This is a genomic window from Paenibacillus sp. FSL R5-0407 (assembly GCF_038009185.1).
GTDB lineage: Bacteria > Bacillota > Bacilli > Paenibacillales > Paenibacillaceae > Fontibacillus > Fontibacillus vini.
This window is the reverse complement of record NZ_JBBPAX010000001.1, coordinates 2,054,937-2,071,308: the sequence shown is the minus strand read 5'-3', so window position 1 is coordinate 2,071,308 and position 16,372 is coordinate 2,054,937. Positions and strand designations below refer to the sequence as shown.

At 52.0% G+C, this 16,372-nt stretch carries 13 protein-coding genes; 12 read left to right on the top strand and 1 reads right to left on the bottom strand.

Annotated features, from left to right (window positions below; translation table 11 throughout):
- From dagF to NYE70_RS09890, 3 genes are read left to right on the top strand one after another with little or no spacing between them, the layout of a single operon-like run.
- Nucleotides 1–756, top strand: coding sequence for a 2-dehydro-3-deoxy-phosphogluconate aldolase (gene dagF, locus NYE70_RS09900; protein WP_341045838.1), 756 nt, complete (start codon nucleotides 1–3; stop codon nucleotides 754–756).
- Nucleotides 749–1,765, top strand: a complete 1,017-nt coding sequence (locus tag NYE70_RS09895; protein ID WP_341047568.1) for a sugar kinase — start codon at nucleotides 749–751, stop codon at nucleotides 1,763–1,765. Before dagF ends, NYE70_RS09895 begins: the two co-directional genes overlap by 8 nt.
- 11 nt (nucleotides 1,766–1,776) lie before the next feature.
- Entirely contained in the window at nucleotides 1,777–2,493 is a 717-nt protein-coding gene (locus NYE70_RS09890; protein ID WP_341047566.1) for a GntR family transcriptional regulator, read from the top strand.
- Between the two features lie 792 nt (nucleotides 2,494–3,285).
- Here NYE70_RS09890 and NYE70_RS09885 read toward each other — a convergent pair.
- Nucleotides 3,286–3,456, bottom strand: a complete 171-nt coding sequence (locus NYE70_RS09885) for a hypothetical protein (protein WP_341045837.1) — start codon at nucleotides 3,454–3,456, stop codon at nucleotides 3,286–3,288.
- Nucleotides 3,457–4,089: 633 nt separating this feature from the next.
- Here NYE70_RS09885 and NYE70_RS09880 point away from each other — a divergent pair.
- The 9 genes from NYE70_RS09880 (at nucleotide 4,090) to NYE70_RS09840 (ending at nucleotide 16,059) form a co-directional block, all read left to right on the top strand.
- On the top strand, nucleotides 4,090–5,109 hold the full coding sequence (locus NYE70_RS09880; protein ID WP_341045836.1) for a glycoside hydrolase family 130 protein: 1,020 nt from the start codon (nucleotides 4,090–4,092) through the stop codon (nucleotides 5,107–5,109).
- A gap of 317 nt (nucleotides 5,110–5,426) precedes the next feature.
- Nucleotides 5,427–6,734, top strand: coding sequence for an extracellular solute-binding protein (locus NYE70_RS09875; protein ID WP_341045835.1), 1,308 nt, complete (start codon nucleotides 5,427–5,429; stop codon nucleotides 6,732–6,734).
- 123 nt (nucleotides 6,735–6,857) lie between these two features.
- The gene (locus tag NYE70_RS09870) at nucleotides 6,858–7,733 is read left to right on the top strand and encodes a carbohydrate ABC transporter permease (protein WP_341045834.1); all 876 of its coding nucleotides are present in this window, start codon (nucleotides 6,858–6,860) and stop codon (nucleotides 7,731–7,733) included.
- A gap of 18 nt (nucleotides 7,734–7,751) precedes the next feature.
- Nucleotides 7,752–8,582 (top strand): carbohydrate ABC transporter permease, encoded by an 831-nt coding sequence (locus NYE70_RS09865; protein WP_211019993.1) that lies wholly within the window; start codon nucleotides 7,752–7,754, stop codon nucleotides 8,580–8,582.
- A gap of 31 nt (nucleotides 8,583–8,613) precedes the next feature.
- Entirely contained in the window at nucleotides 8,614–10,419 is a 1,806-nt protein-coding gene (locus tag NYE70_RS09860) for a sensor histidine kinase (RefSeq protein ID WP_341045833.1), read from the top strand.
- Nucleotides 10,409–12,004 carry a response regulator gene (locus NYE70_RS09855; protein ID WP_341045832.1) on the top strand — a complete coding sequence of 532 codons (1,596 nt, stop codon included), beginning with the start codon at nucleotides 10,409–10,411 and terminating at the stop codon, nucleotides 12,002–12,004. Before NYE70_RS09860 ends, NYE70_RS09855 begins: the two co-directional genes overlap by 11 nt.
- 39 nt (nucleotides 12,005–12,043) lie before the next feature.
- Nucleotides 12,044–14,368, top strand: a complete 2,325-nt coding sequence (locus NYE70_RS09850) for a glycoside hydrolase family 3 N-terminal domain-containing protein (RefSeq protein ID WP_341045831.1) — start codon at nucleotides 12,044–12,046, stop codon at nucleotides 14,366–14,368.
- 207 nt (nucleotides 14,369–14,575) lie between these two features.
- Complete coding sequence (locus NYE70_RS09845) at nucleotides 14,576–15,370, top strand: SDR family oxidoreductase (RefSeq protein ID WP_341045830.1); 795 nt, start codon at nucleotides 14,576–14,578, stop codon at nucleotides 15,368–15,370.
- 32 nt (nucleotides 15,371–15,402) lie between these two features.
- A complete protein-coding gene (locus NYE70_RS09840; protein ID WP_341045829.1) occupies nucleotides 15,403–16,059 on the top strand; it encodes a ThuA domain-containing protein in 657 nt (218 codons plus the stop codon).
- The last annotated feature ends 313 nt before the right edge of the window (nucleotides 16,060–16,372 follow it).

Below are 16,372 nucleotides of genomic sequence, written 5' to 3'. Positions count from 1 at the left end.
ATGTCACAGATCGAAAAGCGTTTTTACAAAGGGCGCGTCGCCTTGAACGTGTTGGCGAAGGATATCGCCAATGCCAAGGAAGTTTTTGAAGCGGCGGAGGGGCATGTCCTGGTGGGCGTTCTGTCCAAGGCTTATCCTACGGTAGAGGAAGCCGTGACCGCCATGAAAGCCTATGGCAAGGAAATCGACGAAGCGGTATCCATCGGGCTCGGCGCCGGCGACAATCGTCAAGCCGCTGTTGTGGCCGAGATCGCGAAGCATTATCCGGGCAGCCATATCAACCAGGTGTTTCCGGCCGTGGGAGCGACCCGCGCCAATCTCGGCGACAAGGACAGCTGGATCAACAGTTTGGTGTCCCCAACGGGACGCGTCGGATACGTGAACATCTCCACAGGGCCGGTCAGCGCGGCACAAAGCGAGGCTGCGATTGTACCGGTAGCGTCTGCGATTGCACTGGTGCGCGACATGGGCGGAAACGCGCTGAAGTATTTTCCGATGCAAGGCCTTAGCCGTGAAGATGAGTACCGCGCCGTTGCGGCGGCATGCGCCGAAGCCGGCTTCGCGCTGGAGCCGACGGGCGGCATCGACATGGACAATTTCGAGCCGATTTTGCGGATCGCCCTGGAAGCGGGAGTGCAGCAAGTCATCCCTCACGTGTATTCTTCCATCATCGATAAGGAATCCGGAAATACCAATATACAGGATGTGCAGGACTTGCTCGGCACCATGAAAAAGCTGGCGGATGAATATGCCTAAGCGGGTAGCTGCATTCGGCGAGGTAATGATGCGTCTCCAGGTGCCGGGGCATGATATGCTGTCACAGGCCAGCACCTTGAATTATTCGTTCTCCGGCACCGGAGTGAATGTTGCCTCGGCCTTGGCCCGCTTCGGGCATACGGGGTTATTGGTAACCCGCTTGCCCCTGGGTCCGCTAGGCGACGCGGCTGCAGCATATTTGCGGAAGCTAGGCATTGAGGCGGAGTTCGTTCTTCGCGGTGGAAACTACTTGGGATTGTATTTTTTGGAGAACGGCTTTGGGGCTCGTCCAAGCCGGGTAACGTATACTAACCGGTTGGAAAGCAGCTTCAATACGTCGCCGGAAGGTACTTACAATTTTGAACGTATTGCCGAATCGATAGATGCGGTACACTTCTGCGGCATCACGCTGGCTATGAACGACGGAGTCCGAGGCCACATGATAAACCTGGCCAAAGCCGTCAAGGGTCGGGGAGGCAAAGTTATTTTTGACTGCAATTTCCGTCCTTCTCTATGGGGAGAAAAAGGCCATAGCGAGGCCAGACCGCATTATGAGGAGATACTGCGGCTTGCGGACATTGTGTTCATGAACGAAAAGGACGCCATGCTCACGCTGGGAATGGGCAGCGCTGCCGAAGGGCGGGAAGAGAGATTAGCCGAGTTGATTCCGGCGGTGGCGAAACAATACGGTATCACGGCGATTGCCGGGACGCACCGGGATATCCACGGTGATAACTCCCACTCTTTGCGCGGATTTTTGTTCAAAGAAGGGCGCTTTGCGTTTTCGGAGAGACTGACATTTTCCGTCTATGATAGAATAGGGGCAGGAGATGCCTTTGCCAGCGGCATTATTCATGGGGAACTGGAGCAATTCGAGCCGGAGCGGACCGTGAATTTTGCGGCGGTGGCGGGCATGCTGGCCCATACCGTGGCTGGAGATACGCCGATGGCTTCGGAGGGAGATGTTTTCCGGGCCATGGAGAGTACGATAGGCGATGTGGAAAGGTAGTGGATTTTAAAGTGAGCTTGTCCCGAAAAGACCGGCCGTTATATTTGCAGATCAAACAAATTTTGAAGGACCGGATTTTGCACGGTGTATATCCATTGGGGAGCAACATTCCGTCGGAGCCTCTGTTGGAGAGGGAATTCGCCGTCAGCAAAATTACCGTTCGCGGTGCGATCCAGGAACTCGTCCAGGAAGGCTATCTGGAAAAAGGCAGCGGCAAGGGCACAAAGGTAATCCGGAATAAAGCGGCTTCCAAGCTGTCAAAATGGAAACATTTCACGGAGATTCTGGTCGAGTCCGGCCACCGGATCAAGAAGCAGTGGCTTCGGGCGGAAGCCGGGCGGACTGTGCCGGGAACAGAACCGCATCGGCTGTTCGGCGAGACCTGCCTGAAGCTGGAGCGTCTCTATTATCTGGACGATGCCCCATATATTTATTACGAGCATTTCTTGAGCAGCGATCTGGAAGAAGGTCTGACGTTGTCCGACCTGAATGATCAATCGCTCTACGAACTGCTTGAAGAACAGGGATTGTCCCTCGACAATCTCCGGGACGAGTTCGGCGTGGCAGCCGCTAGCCGTGAAATCGCGGAGATCCTGGGAGTGCCCGAAGGAGCTCCGTTGCTCAAGCGCAGCCGTTATTCCCGCGATGAACAAGGGAACATTATCGAATACAGTGTCGGCTACTATAACACTGAGTTGCAGAGCTACATCGTAAATTATGACGCATAGTTTGCGTTGGAATTAGAAGTACCGTTGGACAGCCGGGATGGGATGGCATTTTTGCCTCTCGTTCCGGCTGTTTCTTTTTCTAACGGACATCACCGAGACGGCATTTTCCCCTCGTCCAAGCTGTTTCTTTTTCTAACGGACATGAGAGACCCTAAACTCCGAAAAATCACCGTTTTAGAAATTTAACGGACACCAGAGCCCTTAAATGGTCGCGATGTCCCTGTTTTCCTGCGCAAAAGGGTGTTTAACGTCTCCTGTGTCCGTTAGCCGATCAAACCTCTGTTTTTTAGCCGAATAAGGTCTTCTGTGTCCGTTAGAAAATTCCTGCTGTGGTGGTCTCGTAGCCTAGTATTGCATCGTTATAAAATTACGCGTTTAGATAGGTGCAACCATCTAAAAATATGCCGAGTTACGATATTTTCATCGTCGGAAGCCGGGGTGGAACGCCATTTTGCCACTTATCCCGGCTGTATCTTTTTCTAACGGACATGAGAGACGCTAAACTCCGGAAAATCACCGTTTAAGGAATTTAACGGACACCAGAGCCCTTAAATGGTTTGGATTTCCCTGTTTTCCTGCGAAAAAGGGTGTTTAACGTCATCTGTGTCCGTTAGCCGATCCAACCTCTGTTTTTTAGCCGAATAAGGTCTCCTGTGTCCGTTAGATACTGCGAGACCGACGTGACCAATATGACTCATGTTACCTAAGTGACCAATGCTGATCAATGTGACCAATCCGTCAAAGTTACAGATGTGACCAATGCGACCTATGTGACCTAAGTGATCAATGTGACTAATCCGTCAAATTAACCAAAGTAACCAATGTGACCAATCTGACTAATGCGACTAAAGCGATCAATGTAACCGACATGACCACATGCCCGACATGCCTGACTTGACGTCCCCAACGTCCCCAACGTCCTAACGTCCCTGATTTCCCGACTACCCCAAACGTGTGATTCATCGTATTCTAGTTGATTTTGGTTAAAGTGAGCGGAAGATTACTGAAACAGGTTGGATGTCATTAGATCAGTCGTGCCAAGTATTTTCGGCATTTGGGCTAGTGACGGAGGAGCTTAAGGTTACTCATGATTAATAAGGTGATTTTAGATTTAGAAGGGTTAGTTTAGGCGCGGAGTTACTTTTAGTCATCGGAAGTTGGTTTGATTGTAATCAGGGTTATTAACTCTCGGATTATCTCGAAACTACTGACGTGCCTGCCACGCCAAGTAAATTAATAGCCCGTGTCCAACATGTCATCGTGTGTACGAAACGTTCGGTCCGACTCATCCACCGCTTTGCCTCCCCAGCGTGCAACGTCTCGAATTAAGCCTGCATCAGGCTCCATCTGCCAAAGTTATCCTCAAATCCCTTACTTTTTGCGGCTCTTCTATCACCGGTTCGGAGCGCCCGAAAACCAGCCCTATTATTCAGATGTTTTCTAAAGTTCACAGGATATTTTGCAATAAGAAAGCGTTCTATAATAACCCTATAAGACATTGCCAAGCTCACGCGGTGCCGATAACCGACCTTTTCGTCGGGTGCTGCAGCGGTTTGGCTCATAGAACTTTTATGGTTTACATGAGGAGGCATACAGATGAAGATTGAGAGACATCCGGACAATCCGATTGTGGTACCGGGGGGTTACGAATGGAGAATGGTAACCGTTTTCAACCCTGCGGTCATTATTGATAACGGAAAGTTCTACATGATCGAGCGGACGGCCGGGTCGTTGACCCCGTGCAAAAACTTTCTCGGCTTGCTGGAAAGCGAAGACGGCGTGCATTTCACGCATGTGAAGGACGAGCCGATCGTTACGTCGGACATGCTCGGATTCCCCTACGGCAGCGTCCAGGATCCGCGCATCGTCAAGATCGATGATACGTTTTATTTGAACTACGCGCTGCGTCCTTGCGCCATGAGTTACTATCCGACCGGCAGAGGCGTGCCCGAGCGTTCGATTCCGGAATATCCGGACGGTTGGGGCGAGCAGGAAGGCCATTGGCTTACCCGTTCCTCGATCCTTACCTCCAAAAATCTGGTGGACTGGGAGTTCCTGACGGATACGACACCGCTTGATATTAACGACCGGGACAATATTTTGTTCCCTGAAAAGATAAACGGCAAATATGTGCTTCTGCGTCGGCCGGAGGAATATGTAGGCGAAGCATACGGTACGGAAAAAGCGGGCATGTGGATTACCTATTCCGACGACCTCATTCATTGGGAAGAGCCGAAGCTGCTCGCCAAAGGCGAAAACCCGGCTTGGGAATGTCGCAAAATCGGCGGATCGACGCCGCCGGTGAAGACGGACCGCGGATGGCTGGTGCTGTATCACGGCGTGGACGACGAAATCGTATACCGCGTGGGAGCGATGCTGCTCGATCTGGACAATCCGGAAAAAATCATTGCGCGGACGAAGAATTTCATCATGGAGCCGGAGACGTACTACGAAAAGTTTGGGTTCCAGATTCCTAACGTAATTTTCCCGACGGGGAACGTGGTAAAAGACGGCTTGCTGTATATCTACTATGGAGTTACCGATACGGCGATCGCCTTGGCGACGGTGCCGCTTGAGGAACTTGTGGATTATATTCTCAACGAGCCGGAAAACTAATAGAAACGTAAGCAGGGAACGACCGCGGCAAGCGGTTCTTCCTGAAAACAACTTGAAAACGCTTACTATATTACATCTGTTTTCATGGTTATTACACAATGTATTACATTATATAACGTAAAGCCACAAAACGGCCATTCTAAAGTCGCCGAAACTTCCACATTCATCTTGATTTTTCGGATATAATCAAAGATTCATGGGATATAGAGCGAATAACAGACCATTTATAATAGAAACATAACGAGTCAAGACAATAAATAGATCATGTCTTGTTAGGTTCTAAACCGAATTTCATTATTAAGAAAAGAGGGTTGGTTATGATCAAAACAAACAAAGGCAAAAAGGCGGTAATTTTGGGACTGGTCGCGTTGCTGGCGATTTTTACGGCAGCTTGCGGAAAAGGAGACAATGCTTCCTCTAAAGGCGGCTCGGAAACGGAAACCATCACATTGAACATGATGCATCCGTGGACATCCCCGAACGTCGATAACGAAGTGTATAAGGCGCGGATCGCTGAATTCGAGAAACAGCATCCGAACATTGTTATCAAACAGGACGGCGTACCTTCCGCTCAGTACAAAACGAAGCTCCGCACGCTCGCCGCGGGCAATAACCTGCCGGACATCAACGTAGTATGGCCAGGCGCGGACCTGGATCCGCTAGTTGATGGTAACTTGCTTGAGCCGATTAACGACCTGATGGAAAATTGGACTTCCATTTTGCCGGAGAGCGCGTTGGCCGGATTTAATGTTGACGGCAAACAATATGCGGTGCCGACCAAGCAAACCTTTGTCGATATTATTTACTACAACAAAGAAATGTTTGCGCAAATTGGATACGATACCTTCCCTGACACCTATGACAAATTCATCGACGCGGTCAAAAAGCTGAAAGAAGCAGGCATTACGCCGATTTCCCTCGGCAACAAGGAGCAATGGCCGCTGCAATCTTCCTATATTTCGATCATCGGAGACCGGTTTACGGGCAGCGATTTCTTGCCGGCCGTTCTGGAGAAGAAAGCAAAATTCACCGATCCGGAATTCGTCAAGGCGCTCTCGGTCATTGATGAACTGACCAAACTGGGCGCGTTCAATACCGATGCCAATAACATGGACTCCGTACAAGGGCAGGATTATTTTATCCAGGGTAAAGCGGCCATGCATATTTCTTCCTCCACTGTTGATGCACGGGTGCGGATCAACAACGATGAAGGGGACAAGTTCGGCATTGCGCTGTTCCCGAGCGTGGAGGGCGGCAAAGGCGAACCGGCCAAGAGTGCGGGCGTCGTTCAATACGGCATTGCCATCAAGAGCGAACTGAATGAGAAAAAACGGGCTGCTGCCGAAGAATTCTTGAAATTTTTCGTGAGCGAGGACTTGTATAAAGAACTGATCCGTAACGGCGTTGTCGTGCCGGCAAAGGTTGATGTGCCGGAAGATGCGAGCAAGTACCTGAAAGAGATGCTGGAATTGACGGGTAACGGTACGGCGCCGGTATTCGACAGCGTGATTCCGACTCAGGTCGTCGATGTGCTGCAAAACGGGCTTCAGGCTTTGACCGTAAAACACGGTACGCCTGAAGAACTGGCCAAGGAAGTCCAGGAAGCTTTCGACAACATGAACTAAACAACGGACATATCCATCACCCTGACGTTTGAATCCGATGAAACAAGAAAACCCGAGCATTCCGGGTTTTCTTGTTTCATCGGGCTTGGAGGCCAAGGGTGCGAAGAAAAGGAGGAATCCCCGATGCAAACGCTAAGAGGGACCAAATTTGCCATTTTCCTCGGTTTGTTTCCGGCGCTGATCATCTATCTGGGTATTGCCATCGTTCCGATCGGGTTGTCCTTGTACTACTCACTGATGAATTGGAACGGAATCGGCTCCATGTCTTTTGCCGGACTTGATAACTATGTGAAAATTTTGAGCGACGACACCTTCTGGCTGTCGGTAAAAAATAATGTCATCATCATGGTGACCGGCCTGGTCGGTCAAATTCCGCTGGGCCTGCTGCTGGCGCTGCTGCTCAACCGCGGGTTGAAGGGCTCAGGAATTTTCCGGACCATCGGATTTATGCCGGTCGTTATTTCTTCGGTCATGGTCTCCCTGATCTGGGGGATGGTGTACAATACGGAATACGGCTTTCTGAATAGTCTGCTGGGGATGATCGGGCTGGACGGCTGGCAGCAGAACTGGCTCGTTGATTCGAAATGGTCGATGCTGTCGATCAGTATTGCGTATATTTGGCAAAATTGCGGCTTGTATATGGTTATTTTCCTGGCCGCGCTGCAAAATATTCCGGAAGAAGTCAACGAGGCCGCCGAATTGGACGGGGCCACCGGATTGAAACGGACCCTGCGGATTACGATCCCTATGGTCCGGGGAACGATTATGGTAGGCGTAGTTTACAGTATAAGCAACTCCTTCCGCGTCTTTGACCTGATTCAGATTTTGACGGGCGGCGGACCTGCGCATCAGACGGAAGTCATGACGATCTATATGTACAATAGCGCCTTTATCAACATGCGCTACGGCTACGGCAGTGCGGTGTCCATTCTGGTATTGCTGTTCAGTCTGATCGTCATTTCACTCATCAACCGGCTTGGCCGGGAGAAAGATGCATAAGGAAGGGAGGATTGCGCCATGAGGAGAAAATCCGGGCTGTTTCAGTTTTTCGCATACACTTTTTTAAGCCTGTTCGCTATTATTAATATAGTTCCTCTCTTTTGGATGGTAGTCAACTCCTTCAAGAAGGAACAGGAATATGCGGCAGATCCGTTTTCGTTCCCGAAAGTTTTGCAGTTTTCGAACTATGCAAAGGCTTGGGAAGTCGCTAATATGAACGTGTACTTTTTAAACAGTTTGATCGTTACGTTTGTCTCCTTGCTTGTTACCGTGCTGCTGGGGGCGCTTGCCGCCTATTTCCTGTCGCGGTTCAAATTCAAGCTTCAGGGAATGACCTACGGACTATTCTTGTTGGGGATGCTGGTTCCGATCCATGCTACCCTGATTCCAATATTTTTGATCATGCAAAAACTGCATTTGCTGGATACGTACTGGTCGCTGATTTTGCCTTACACGGCATTTCACTTATCGTTGACCGTATTTATCCTGGAAGGATTCATGCGGGGGTTCCCCAAAGATTTGGAGGAATCCGGCGTCATGGACGGCGCGGGGGTATACCGCATCTTTTGGTCGATTATTTTGCCGATTACTAGGCCGGCCTTGGCCACGGTTATTATATTGAACTTTATCTATAACTGGAACGAGTACTTATTTGCATTAGTGCTGATCACCTCGACGGAACTCAAAACGCTGCCGCTTGGCCTGGCGAATTTCGTCGGTATTGAAACGGCCAGCCTCACCTTGCAGATGGCCGCGCTGACGATTGCGCTGATCCCGATCCTGATATTCTACCTGCTGCTGCAGAAACAACTCGTTAATGGTATGACGGCGGGAGCGGTTAAGGGCTAGACCGGGCGAAAGTGAGAGGGGAAGATACGACATGAAGATACGCTACAGAAAATACCTCGGAAACTTCGGACTGAAGCGTAAAGCGCTCGTCATCTTCCTGCTCTTTGTCATTTTGCCGACCTTTGGTGTCGGTGTCGTCGTTCAATACAAATTCAATCAGGTGTTAAGAGATCAATTTATTAATTCTACCAAGCGCAATCTGGATAACGTGACCAGTCAGCTCGGAGAACAGGCGAAGATGGTGGAGGATATCGCCAACTATCTGATTCTAAGTCCGGATATGAGGAATTTCCTTAGAACGTCTCCGCCCTTGAACACCGACCAGAGAGCCAACCTTCAAAAAAATATCGAGGAGTTTCTCACCTTCCAACTGATGTCGCGCAGCTATATCCGATCCATCGAAATATCCGGTTATAACGGCAGTTCCATCGAGATGGGTGAACCGTTCAGCGGGGACGAATCCAAATGGGAGCGGCAGGCTGAAGCCGGTAAAGGCTCGATTATTTGGACGGAGGGCTACAACTTGAATAGCGATTGGTACGGCGAAGTGCAGCTGATTTCGATGTTCCGGATTCTGAATTCGTACAACGAAATTACCAGACCGCTAGGAAGGTTGACGATCAGGATGGATGAAGCCAGCATCCTCCACCTGCTGGAAAAAGGCATATTTGAGGACGGAGCGGGCAGCGTATTTATCATCGGAACGCAAGGGCAGATCGTATTGGGCTCCAAAGACAAGCTGAGCGAGAATTTCAAACCGGACGAAATGCTGCTCGGCAAGCTGGCAACCGGAAGAGAAGGTTTTTTTAATTATTCGGTAAAAGATAGCCGGTACTTGACGCTGTACAAGCCGATCAATAATACAGGCTGGAATGTTGTAGCCATGATTCCCGAGGCGACGGTCGCCGATGAGTTTCGGGGTATCAAATGGTTGATGCTGTTTATTCTGACCGCAATATTGCTGCTCGGCCTGACGGCGCTGATCGGGTTTCATTATACGATCATTACTCCGATTTTACGGCTGAAAAAAGAGGCGCACCGCGTTACCCACGGAGACTTTAGCGCACGCGTACCTATCGAATCCAGGGATGAGATCGCGGAGCTGAACCATAAGTTCAATGAAATGGTCGCTACGATTGAGCAGCTTATCGAACACAAATACAAATTAGAGCTAAGGGAACGCGAATCCGAGTTGAAGCTGATGCAGAACCAGATGGATCCGCATTTTCTCTATAATACGCTGGACATGATCCGCTGGACGGCCCGTTTGGAAAAGGCGGACAAATCGAGTCAGCTGATCGAGATGCTTTCGAAATTTTTCCGTTCCAGTGTGAATAACGGCAGTTACGAGACGACGCTGCGCCGGGAAATGGATTTTGTGCAATCCTATTTGTATCTGCAACAGCGCCGATTAGGGGACAAGCTTAGCTATAGGTTGAATATGGAATCCGGTCTGGAAAATACATTGATCCTCAAAGCTACGATTCAGCCGTTGGTGGAGAATTTTATCAAGCACGGGTTTGACCGTTCGAAACCGGTCAATGAAATTTTAGTCAACGCTTATGCCGCCTTCGATGAAATTTGGATCGATGTGATCGACAACGGGAAAGGGATGTCTCCGCTCCGGAAAAAGGAAATTCAAGCCTTGCTTCAAGGCCGGAATAAGGACGACAACGTGGGTGGAGCCATGTCCAACATCCATGAGCGGCTCTCGATCTTTTTCGGACAGGGCTATGGCCTTGAAATCGTAAGTACCTCTCCGCAAGGAACCTGGATACGTCTGAGAATTCCTTTGGGAGAAAGTCAGGATCATGGTGGTGAACAGCATGAACAGTAAATTGGAGCGTAAACATAATTGGATCAAGATGCTGATCGTGGATGACGAGCCCATCATCTGTGCAGGGCTTCGGCATACGATTGATTGGGATGAACTCGGCATTCAAGTCGTTGGCGAAGCTTATGACGGCGCGGAAGCCCTGCGATTGGTCGAAGAACATGAGGTTGACGTGGTGCTTTCCGATATCCGGATGGAAGGCATGGACGGGTTAAAGTTGGCGGAGCGTCTGAAGGAACAATTTCCTGAAGTTCGCGTCGTCATGATCAGCGGTTATGAAGATTTCGAATATGCGCGTCAAGCCATCCGTTTGGGAGTTAGCGATTATTTACTCAAGCCGGTCGAAATCGAGGAATTGACCCGGGTTGTAGAAAAGATCGTCAAAGACCTCCAAGCCGAAACGAAGGACGGGGGCGTTCAGGAAGCGAAGCTGTGGTTGTCGAATATGGCCCGTCATGGCATTGCTTATGGCAAAGAAGCTCCTCCATCCCTGCGTGGTGTTCAATTTCGCGTGCTGATTACCCAGTTGGATCGGTTTGTCGAGCGGTTTGGAGAGCGGCCGCCGGAGCGCTACCGGGAAATCCAGGATAAGTGGATTCAAACGCTGCATACGGAACTCAGTCACCCGTTCCTGCGCGCGGTTTCTGTGTTTGATCATGAAAACCTCCTCGTCACCCTAATCATGTCCGATATCCGATTGGATCGAACAACTTGGGACGGGCTACTGGAACAAGCGCTGCCTGAACTTGGGGAGGGCGGTCTGTATTGCGCGGCTTCCGAGCCTTATGACGATCTCGAAGAGACGGCAAAACACTGCGCCGAGGCAAACGGGCTGCTTCCATATCATGTAGTGGAGGACAAGGTCCTGCTGTTGCCGGAATACCGGGAGTCTGTCGAGCAGGGGCGGAATCTGCCGGCCTTCGATGCTGCCGAAATGGCGAAGAGCTTGCTGGCGGCCATGTTCAAGCAAGATCATGAAGAAGTTACCTCCCGGGTGGAGAGAATGTTCGGTTTTTTCCGGAAAGAAGTCTTTTTGCCGGGGGATATTTTGCTTGCGGTTGAGGAATTGTCGGCCCTGCTCCGGCAGCGACTGCGAAAAAGCGGCATGACCGAGCTGGACTACGGTCACAAAGCCAACCCGGATTTGAACCTTTACAATTCGTATGCTTCGCTGGAGGCATTGGTCAGGGAAGAGATGCAGGAGTTGCTGCGGCAAATTGACCGCCATGGTATCGATAAATCGTACTGGATCATTGAGAAGGCCAAAAAATATATGGACGAGCATTACCGTACGGATCTGAAAGCTTCTGAGGTGGCAGGTTGGCTGAAAATCACGCCGAGTTATTTCAGTTATATTTTCAAGCAGAGCACGGGCAAAGGTTTTACGGAATATATGAACGAAATGCGGATGGAGCAGGCGAAAGCCCTGCTGGCCACCACGCATGACAAAGTTTTTGAAGTAGCGGATAAAGTGGGGTACAAGGAGTACAAGTATTTCGTTTCCGTGTTCAAATCGTATACCGGAATGACGCCAAAGGAATACCGCGGGCTAAGCGCAACGAGGGACACGGGCAGCCAGAGAAATTAATAAGCCCGTATCATTAGTATGAAGCGGGGGAAATGCGGGATGGAAAAATATAAAAAGGCACATGTGCCCATGGAAGAGCGAATCAGCGACCTGTTGGAAAGAATGACGCTTGCGGAAAAAGTAGGACAGCTTAATCAGCGAATGTATGGATGGAACGCTTATGTCAAACGGGAGGACGGTTTTGTCCTGACCGATGAATTCAAAGAGGAAGTCGCCCGGGGAGGCGGAATGGGTGCACTCTATGGCTTGTTACGCAGCGACCCCTGGTCCGGCGTTAATTATAGCAACGGGATTACGGCCGCTGATAGTGCAAAGGCGGCCAATATGGTGCAAAAGTATATCATCGAGCATACCCGGCTCGGAATCCCCGTCTTGTTATCGGAGGAATGTCCCCATGGACATCAGGCGCTGGATGGCACGATGCTTCCGGTGAATCTGGGCGCCGGGGCAACCTGGAATCCGGCGTTGATGGAAGAGGCTTATGGCTATGTGGCTTCCGAGATCCGCAGCCGCGGAGCGCATGTGGGACTGGTGTCCGCGCTGGACATTCTCCACGATCCGCGCTGGGGCCGGTCCGAGGAATGCTTCAGCGAGGATCCGTATCTGGCGGCGCGTTTTACGGAAGCCGCCGTGCGGGGGATGCAGGGCGACAACCCCCAGGACCTCTCGGGCATGGGGAAAGTCGCGGTGGTTCTTAAGCATCTTTGCGCCCAGGGCACCGCTCAGGGCGGGCGTAATGCCGGTCCCGCACCAATCGGCGAGCGGGAGCTGCGCGAGATCCACCTTCCCGCGGCCAAGGCCGGGAAGGAGGCTGGGGCCGCCGGATTCATGGCGGCGTATAACGAGATCGACGGTGTGCCATGCCATGCGAACAAGCCGCTGCTTACGGGCATATTGCGCGACGAATGGGGCTTTGACGGCATCGTCATGGCCGACGGCTGCGCGATAGACCGGCTGCTGGCACTGACGGGCAGCCATGAATCCGCGGCGGCCCTCGCACTGGAATCGGGCGTCGATCTGAGCCTGTGGGACACGGCATTTACGACGCTGGAAGCAGCGGTCCAGCAAGGGCTCGTGCCCGAAGAGGAAGTCGACCGGGCGGTGCGGCGGATACTGCGCCTGAAATTCAGGCTTGGGCTGTTCGACCGCCCGTATGTCAATGAAATGACTCCGATCGCTATGGTCGGCAGACCGGAGTTCCGTGAAGTGAATCTGCAGTTGGCCCGCGAATCGGTCATGCTGCTCAAGAATGATGGCGGCTTGCTGCCGCTGGGGGGAGAACGGAAGCGCATCGCGGTGATTGGTCCCAACGCCGACCGGCTGTATAACCAGCTCGGCGATTATACGAGCGTCCAACGCGAGGGCAGCGGGACTACGGTGCTGCAGGGCATCCGGTCGACAGCGCCTGCGGGCGCAGAGATCGTGTACGCACGCGGATGCGGCGTTCGCGACCTGTCGGCGGACGGCCTGGCGGAAGCGGTGGAGGCCGCGAAGAATGCGGACGTGTGCGTGCTGGTGCTGGGAGGCAGCAGCGCCCGCCGGTTCGACGGGGAGTTTGACAGCAATGGCGAAGCCATCGTGTCGAACGGCAACCCGTCGGAAATGGATTGCGGGGAGGGCGTGGACCTCGCCGACCTTTCGCTCGGCGGCCTGCAGCGGCGGCTGGTCGAGGAAGTGGCGGCCACCGGGACGCCGGTGGTGGCGGTCATCATACAGGGCCGGCCGCATGCACTGACTGGTGTCGACGAGCATTGCGGCGCGGTGCTGTGCGCCTGGTATCCGGGACCTGAAGGCGGTCGCGCGATCGGTGACCTGCTGTTCGGCAAGGCGAACCCGAGCGGCAAGCTGCCGGTATCGCTCCCCCGGTCCTCGGGACAGCTCCCCGTTTACTACAATCAAAAAGATCCCGGACGTGAGCGTGTTTATGTCGACATGCCTTCCGCAGCGCTGTACCCTTTCGGTTACGGGCTCAGCTACACGACGTTCGAATACATGGAGATAGGCTTGTCCCGGCATGAAATTACCGCAGTCGAGCTGGAGGCGGGCCGAAGAATAACGGTAACGGTGCGGCTCAAGAACACCGGGACCCGCGCCGGAGCCGAAACCGTTCAATTGTATCTTCGTGCGCGCGAATCGGGGATCACCCGGCGTTTGGCGGAGCTGAAAGCTTTTCAAAAGCTGGAGCTGTTCCCCGGCGAAGAACGGGTTGTCAGTTTTACCCTGGGCCGGGAGGAGCTTGCGATATGGAACAGGGAGATGAGATTCGCGGTGGAACCATGCCGTGTCTCCGTGCTGGTCGGAGGCAACTCCAAGGATACCATCGGTAATGAGTTGACAATTACGGCCGTCCGATCGGAAGTGTAGTGTGTAGTGTCGGCTTTGCTTCATCTTGCTCGTAGCAGCCTGTTCATGCCTGTTGCCTCACCCTTCGGGGTGGGGCTTTTCTATAGCTGTGTTTAATTTAAATCTTTAAAAATAAAGCGGTTGCATAAAGTCCAGGGAACAGAGACAATGGGAGTTGTATGAAACATGGTCCTCGTTGGAGTGGGCGAGCAAAGGAGTGTGAGCAGCATGGGATTGACGGCTCTGATTACGGGAGCGGATCATGGTGTCGGGCTGGCGTTGGTCGAGACGCTGCTGAAACAAGGTAGCCGGGTATTTGCAGGCAGATATCAAACGGAGGAAACTGCGTTGGAAGAGCTGCAGCTTCGTTATCAAGGCAGCTTGACCCTGATTCCGCTTGATATCGGCAGCGATGAAAGTGTGCAGGAAGCGGCGAAGACCGTCCGAGTGCATACCGACCGCCTTGATATCCTGATCAACAATGCGGGGATTTTGGGGGATATCGAAGCAACAGTTATGGACGAGTTGAATTACGACGAGATGCTGAAAGTATTCAATGTGAATGCGCTTGGCGCATTGCGGATGACGCAGGCTTTTGTGCCGCTGTTGTTGAACAGCTCCTCGAAAATGATCGCCAATATTTCTTCGGAGGCAGGCAGCATCGGACAGAATAATCGCAGCAGCTGGTTCGGCTATTGCATGTCGAAGTCCGCGCTTAATATGGGCTCCAGCCTGGTGTACAACGGATTGAAGGAAGCGGGCGGCCGCGTACTGCTCATTCATCCCGGCTGGGTTCAGACCTTCATGCGCGGTGAAGTGGATGCGTCCGCAGACTTGACTCCGGCGGAGTCGGCCGGCAAAATTATCAGCTTGATAATGGACCGGATCGGACAAAGCAACGGAAGAGGGTTGGGATCGAGCGCGGACAACGTTTTTAGTAGTTCGCCAGACGATTTTTCCGGCAACGTTTCTGGCGACGTTCCTGAATATATAGATGTTTACGGCAATCCTTTGCCTTGGTAAGTTACTATTCCACTGAAGGAGGACAATGAGATATGAATACAAACCTAAAACCAAAAGCATTGCTGATCGGTGATTACATCGAGGCGCCATACCATCCTCTGGGGGCAGTGGAGGAGCGGCTGCGCGAAATTTTGGAGGCGGAGTGGCAGGTGACTGCTACGGATGATTACGATTCTCTTCAATACGAAAACATTTCTGCCTATCAGCTCTGCATTTCCTATGCGGATCGTTGGGATCATCCCATAACCTCCAGTCAAACGGCGGGATTGATTTCGTACGTCGCCGGAGGAGGCGGGCTGTTGGCATTGCATAACGGCATATCTCTTCAAGCCCGGCCTGAAGCCGCACAGCTCCTCGGAGCGCGGTTTACCGGACACCCCGCTTATCAGGAGCTGGATTTTCGCGTCGAAAATACCACTCATGCAATGATGAGGGACGTTTCGCCGTTTACCCTGGAAGAGGAGCCTTACCGCTTCGACATCGACGACTTTAGCGACCATGAAGTGCTGCTGACCTACCGGCACGAAGACCGGGATTGGCCTGCGGCTTGGGTTCGCCATTTTGGCCTGGGCCGGATCGCCTACTTGATGCCGGGGCATCATCTGGACTCCTTCATGCATTCCGGGTACGCCGAACTTGTACGGAATGGGGCGCGATGGGCGGGACAGTCCCGCAATAGATCGGTTTAGTTGCGCGCTCTCAATTTCGACTGAATATAGAAATAAGGGTCTTTTAGGGCGCTATTTGCGTGGTTTTCAACCGCGAACTGGAAATAAAGGACTTTTAGGGCCCTATTTCCGCGCTGGGGGTACTAGAATGCCCATTTTACGCAGGTTTGAGATAAATTAGGCCCAAAAGGCCCTTATTGACGAGCATAAGAGCACATTTACCGGAATAAGGCCCAAATGGACCTTATTGCCGAGCGCAGTCCCGAATTTGCTGAAATAAGGCTGAAAACTCAAGACCGAATTCCCCGACCTAAGGGAGTTCGGTCTTTTGCCT

Bases quoted from the DNA above. Each gene is read 5' to 3' on its own strand.
- NYE70_RS09895 (WP_341047568.1), top strand. From the start codon at position 749: ATGCCTAAGCGGGTAGCTGCATTCGGCGAGGTAATGATGCGTCTCCAG.
- NYE70_RS09840 (WP_341045829.1), top strand. From the start codon at position 15,403: ATGAATACAAACCTAAAACCAAAAGCATTGCTGATCGGTGATTACATC.
- NYE70_RS09845 (WP_341045830.1), top strand. From the start codon at position 14,576: ATGGGATTGACGGCTCTGATTACGGGAGCGGATCATGGTGTCGGGCTG.
- dagF (WP_341045838.1), top strand. From the start codon at position 1: ATGTCACAGATCGAAAAGCGTTTTTACAAAGGGCGCGTCGCCTTGAAC.
- NYE70_RS09885 (WP_341045837.1), bottom strand. From the start codon at position 3,456: ATGAATCACACGTTTGGGGTAGTCGGGAAATCAGGGACGTTAGGACGT.
- NYE70_RS09850 (WP_341045831.1), top strand. From the start codon at position 12,044: ATGGAAAAATATAAAAAGGCACATGTGCCCATGGAAGAGCGAATCAGC.
- NYE70_RS09860 (WP_341045833.1), top strand. From the start codon at position 8,614: ATGAAGATACGCTACAGAAAATACCTCGGAAACTTCGGACTGAAGCGT.
- NYE70_RS09870 (WP_341045834.1), top strand. From the start codon at position 6,858: ATGCAAACGCTAAGAGGGACCAAATTTGCCATTTTCCTCGGTTTGTTT.
- NYE70_RS09875 (WP_341045835.1), top strand. From the start codon at position 5,427: ATGATCAAAACAAACAAAGGCAAAAAGGCGGTAATTTTGGGACTGGTC.
- NYE70_RS09880 (WP_341045836.1), top strand. From the start codon at position 4,090: ATGAAGATTGAGAGACATCCGGACAATCCGATTGTGGTACCGGGGGGT.
- NYE70_RS09855 (WP_341045832.1), top strand. From the start codon at position 10,409: ATGAACAGTAAATTGGAGCGTAAACATAATTGGATCAAGATGCTGATC.
- NYE70_RS09865 (WP_211019993.1), top strand. From the start codon at position 7,752: ATGAGGAGAAAATCCGGGCTGTTTCAGTTTTTCGCATACACTTTTTTA.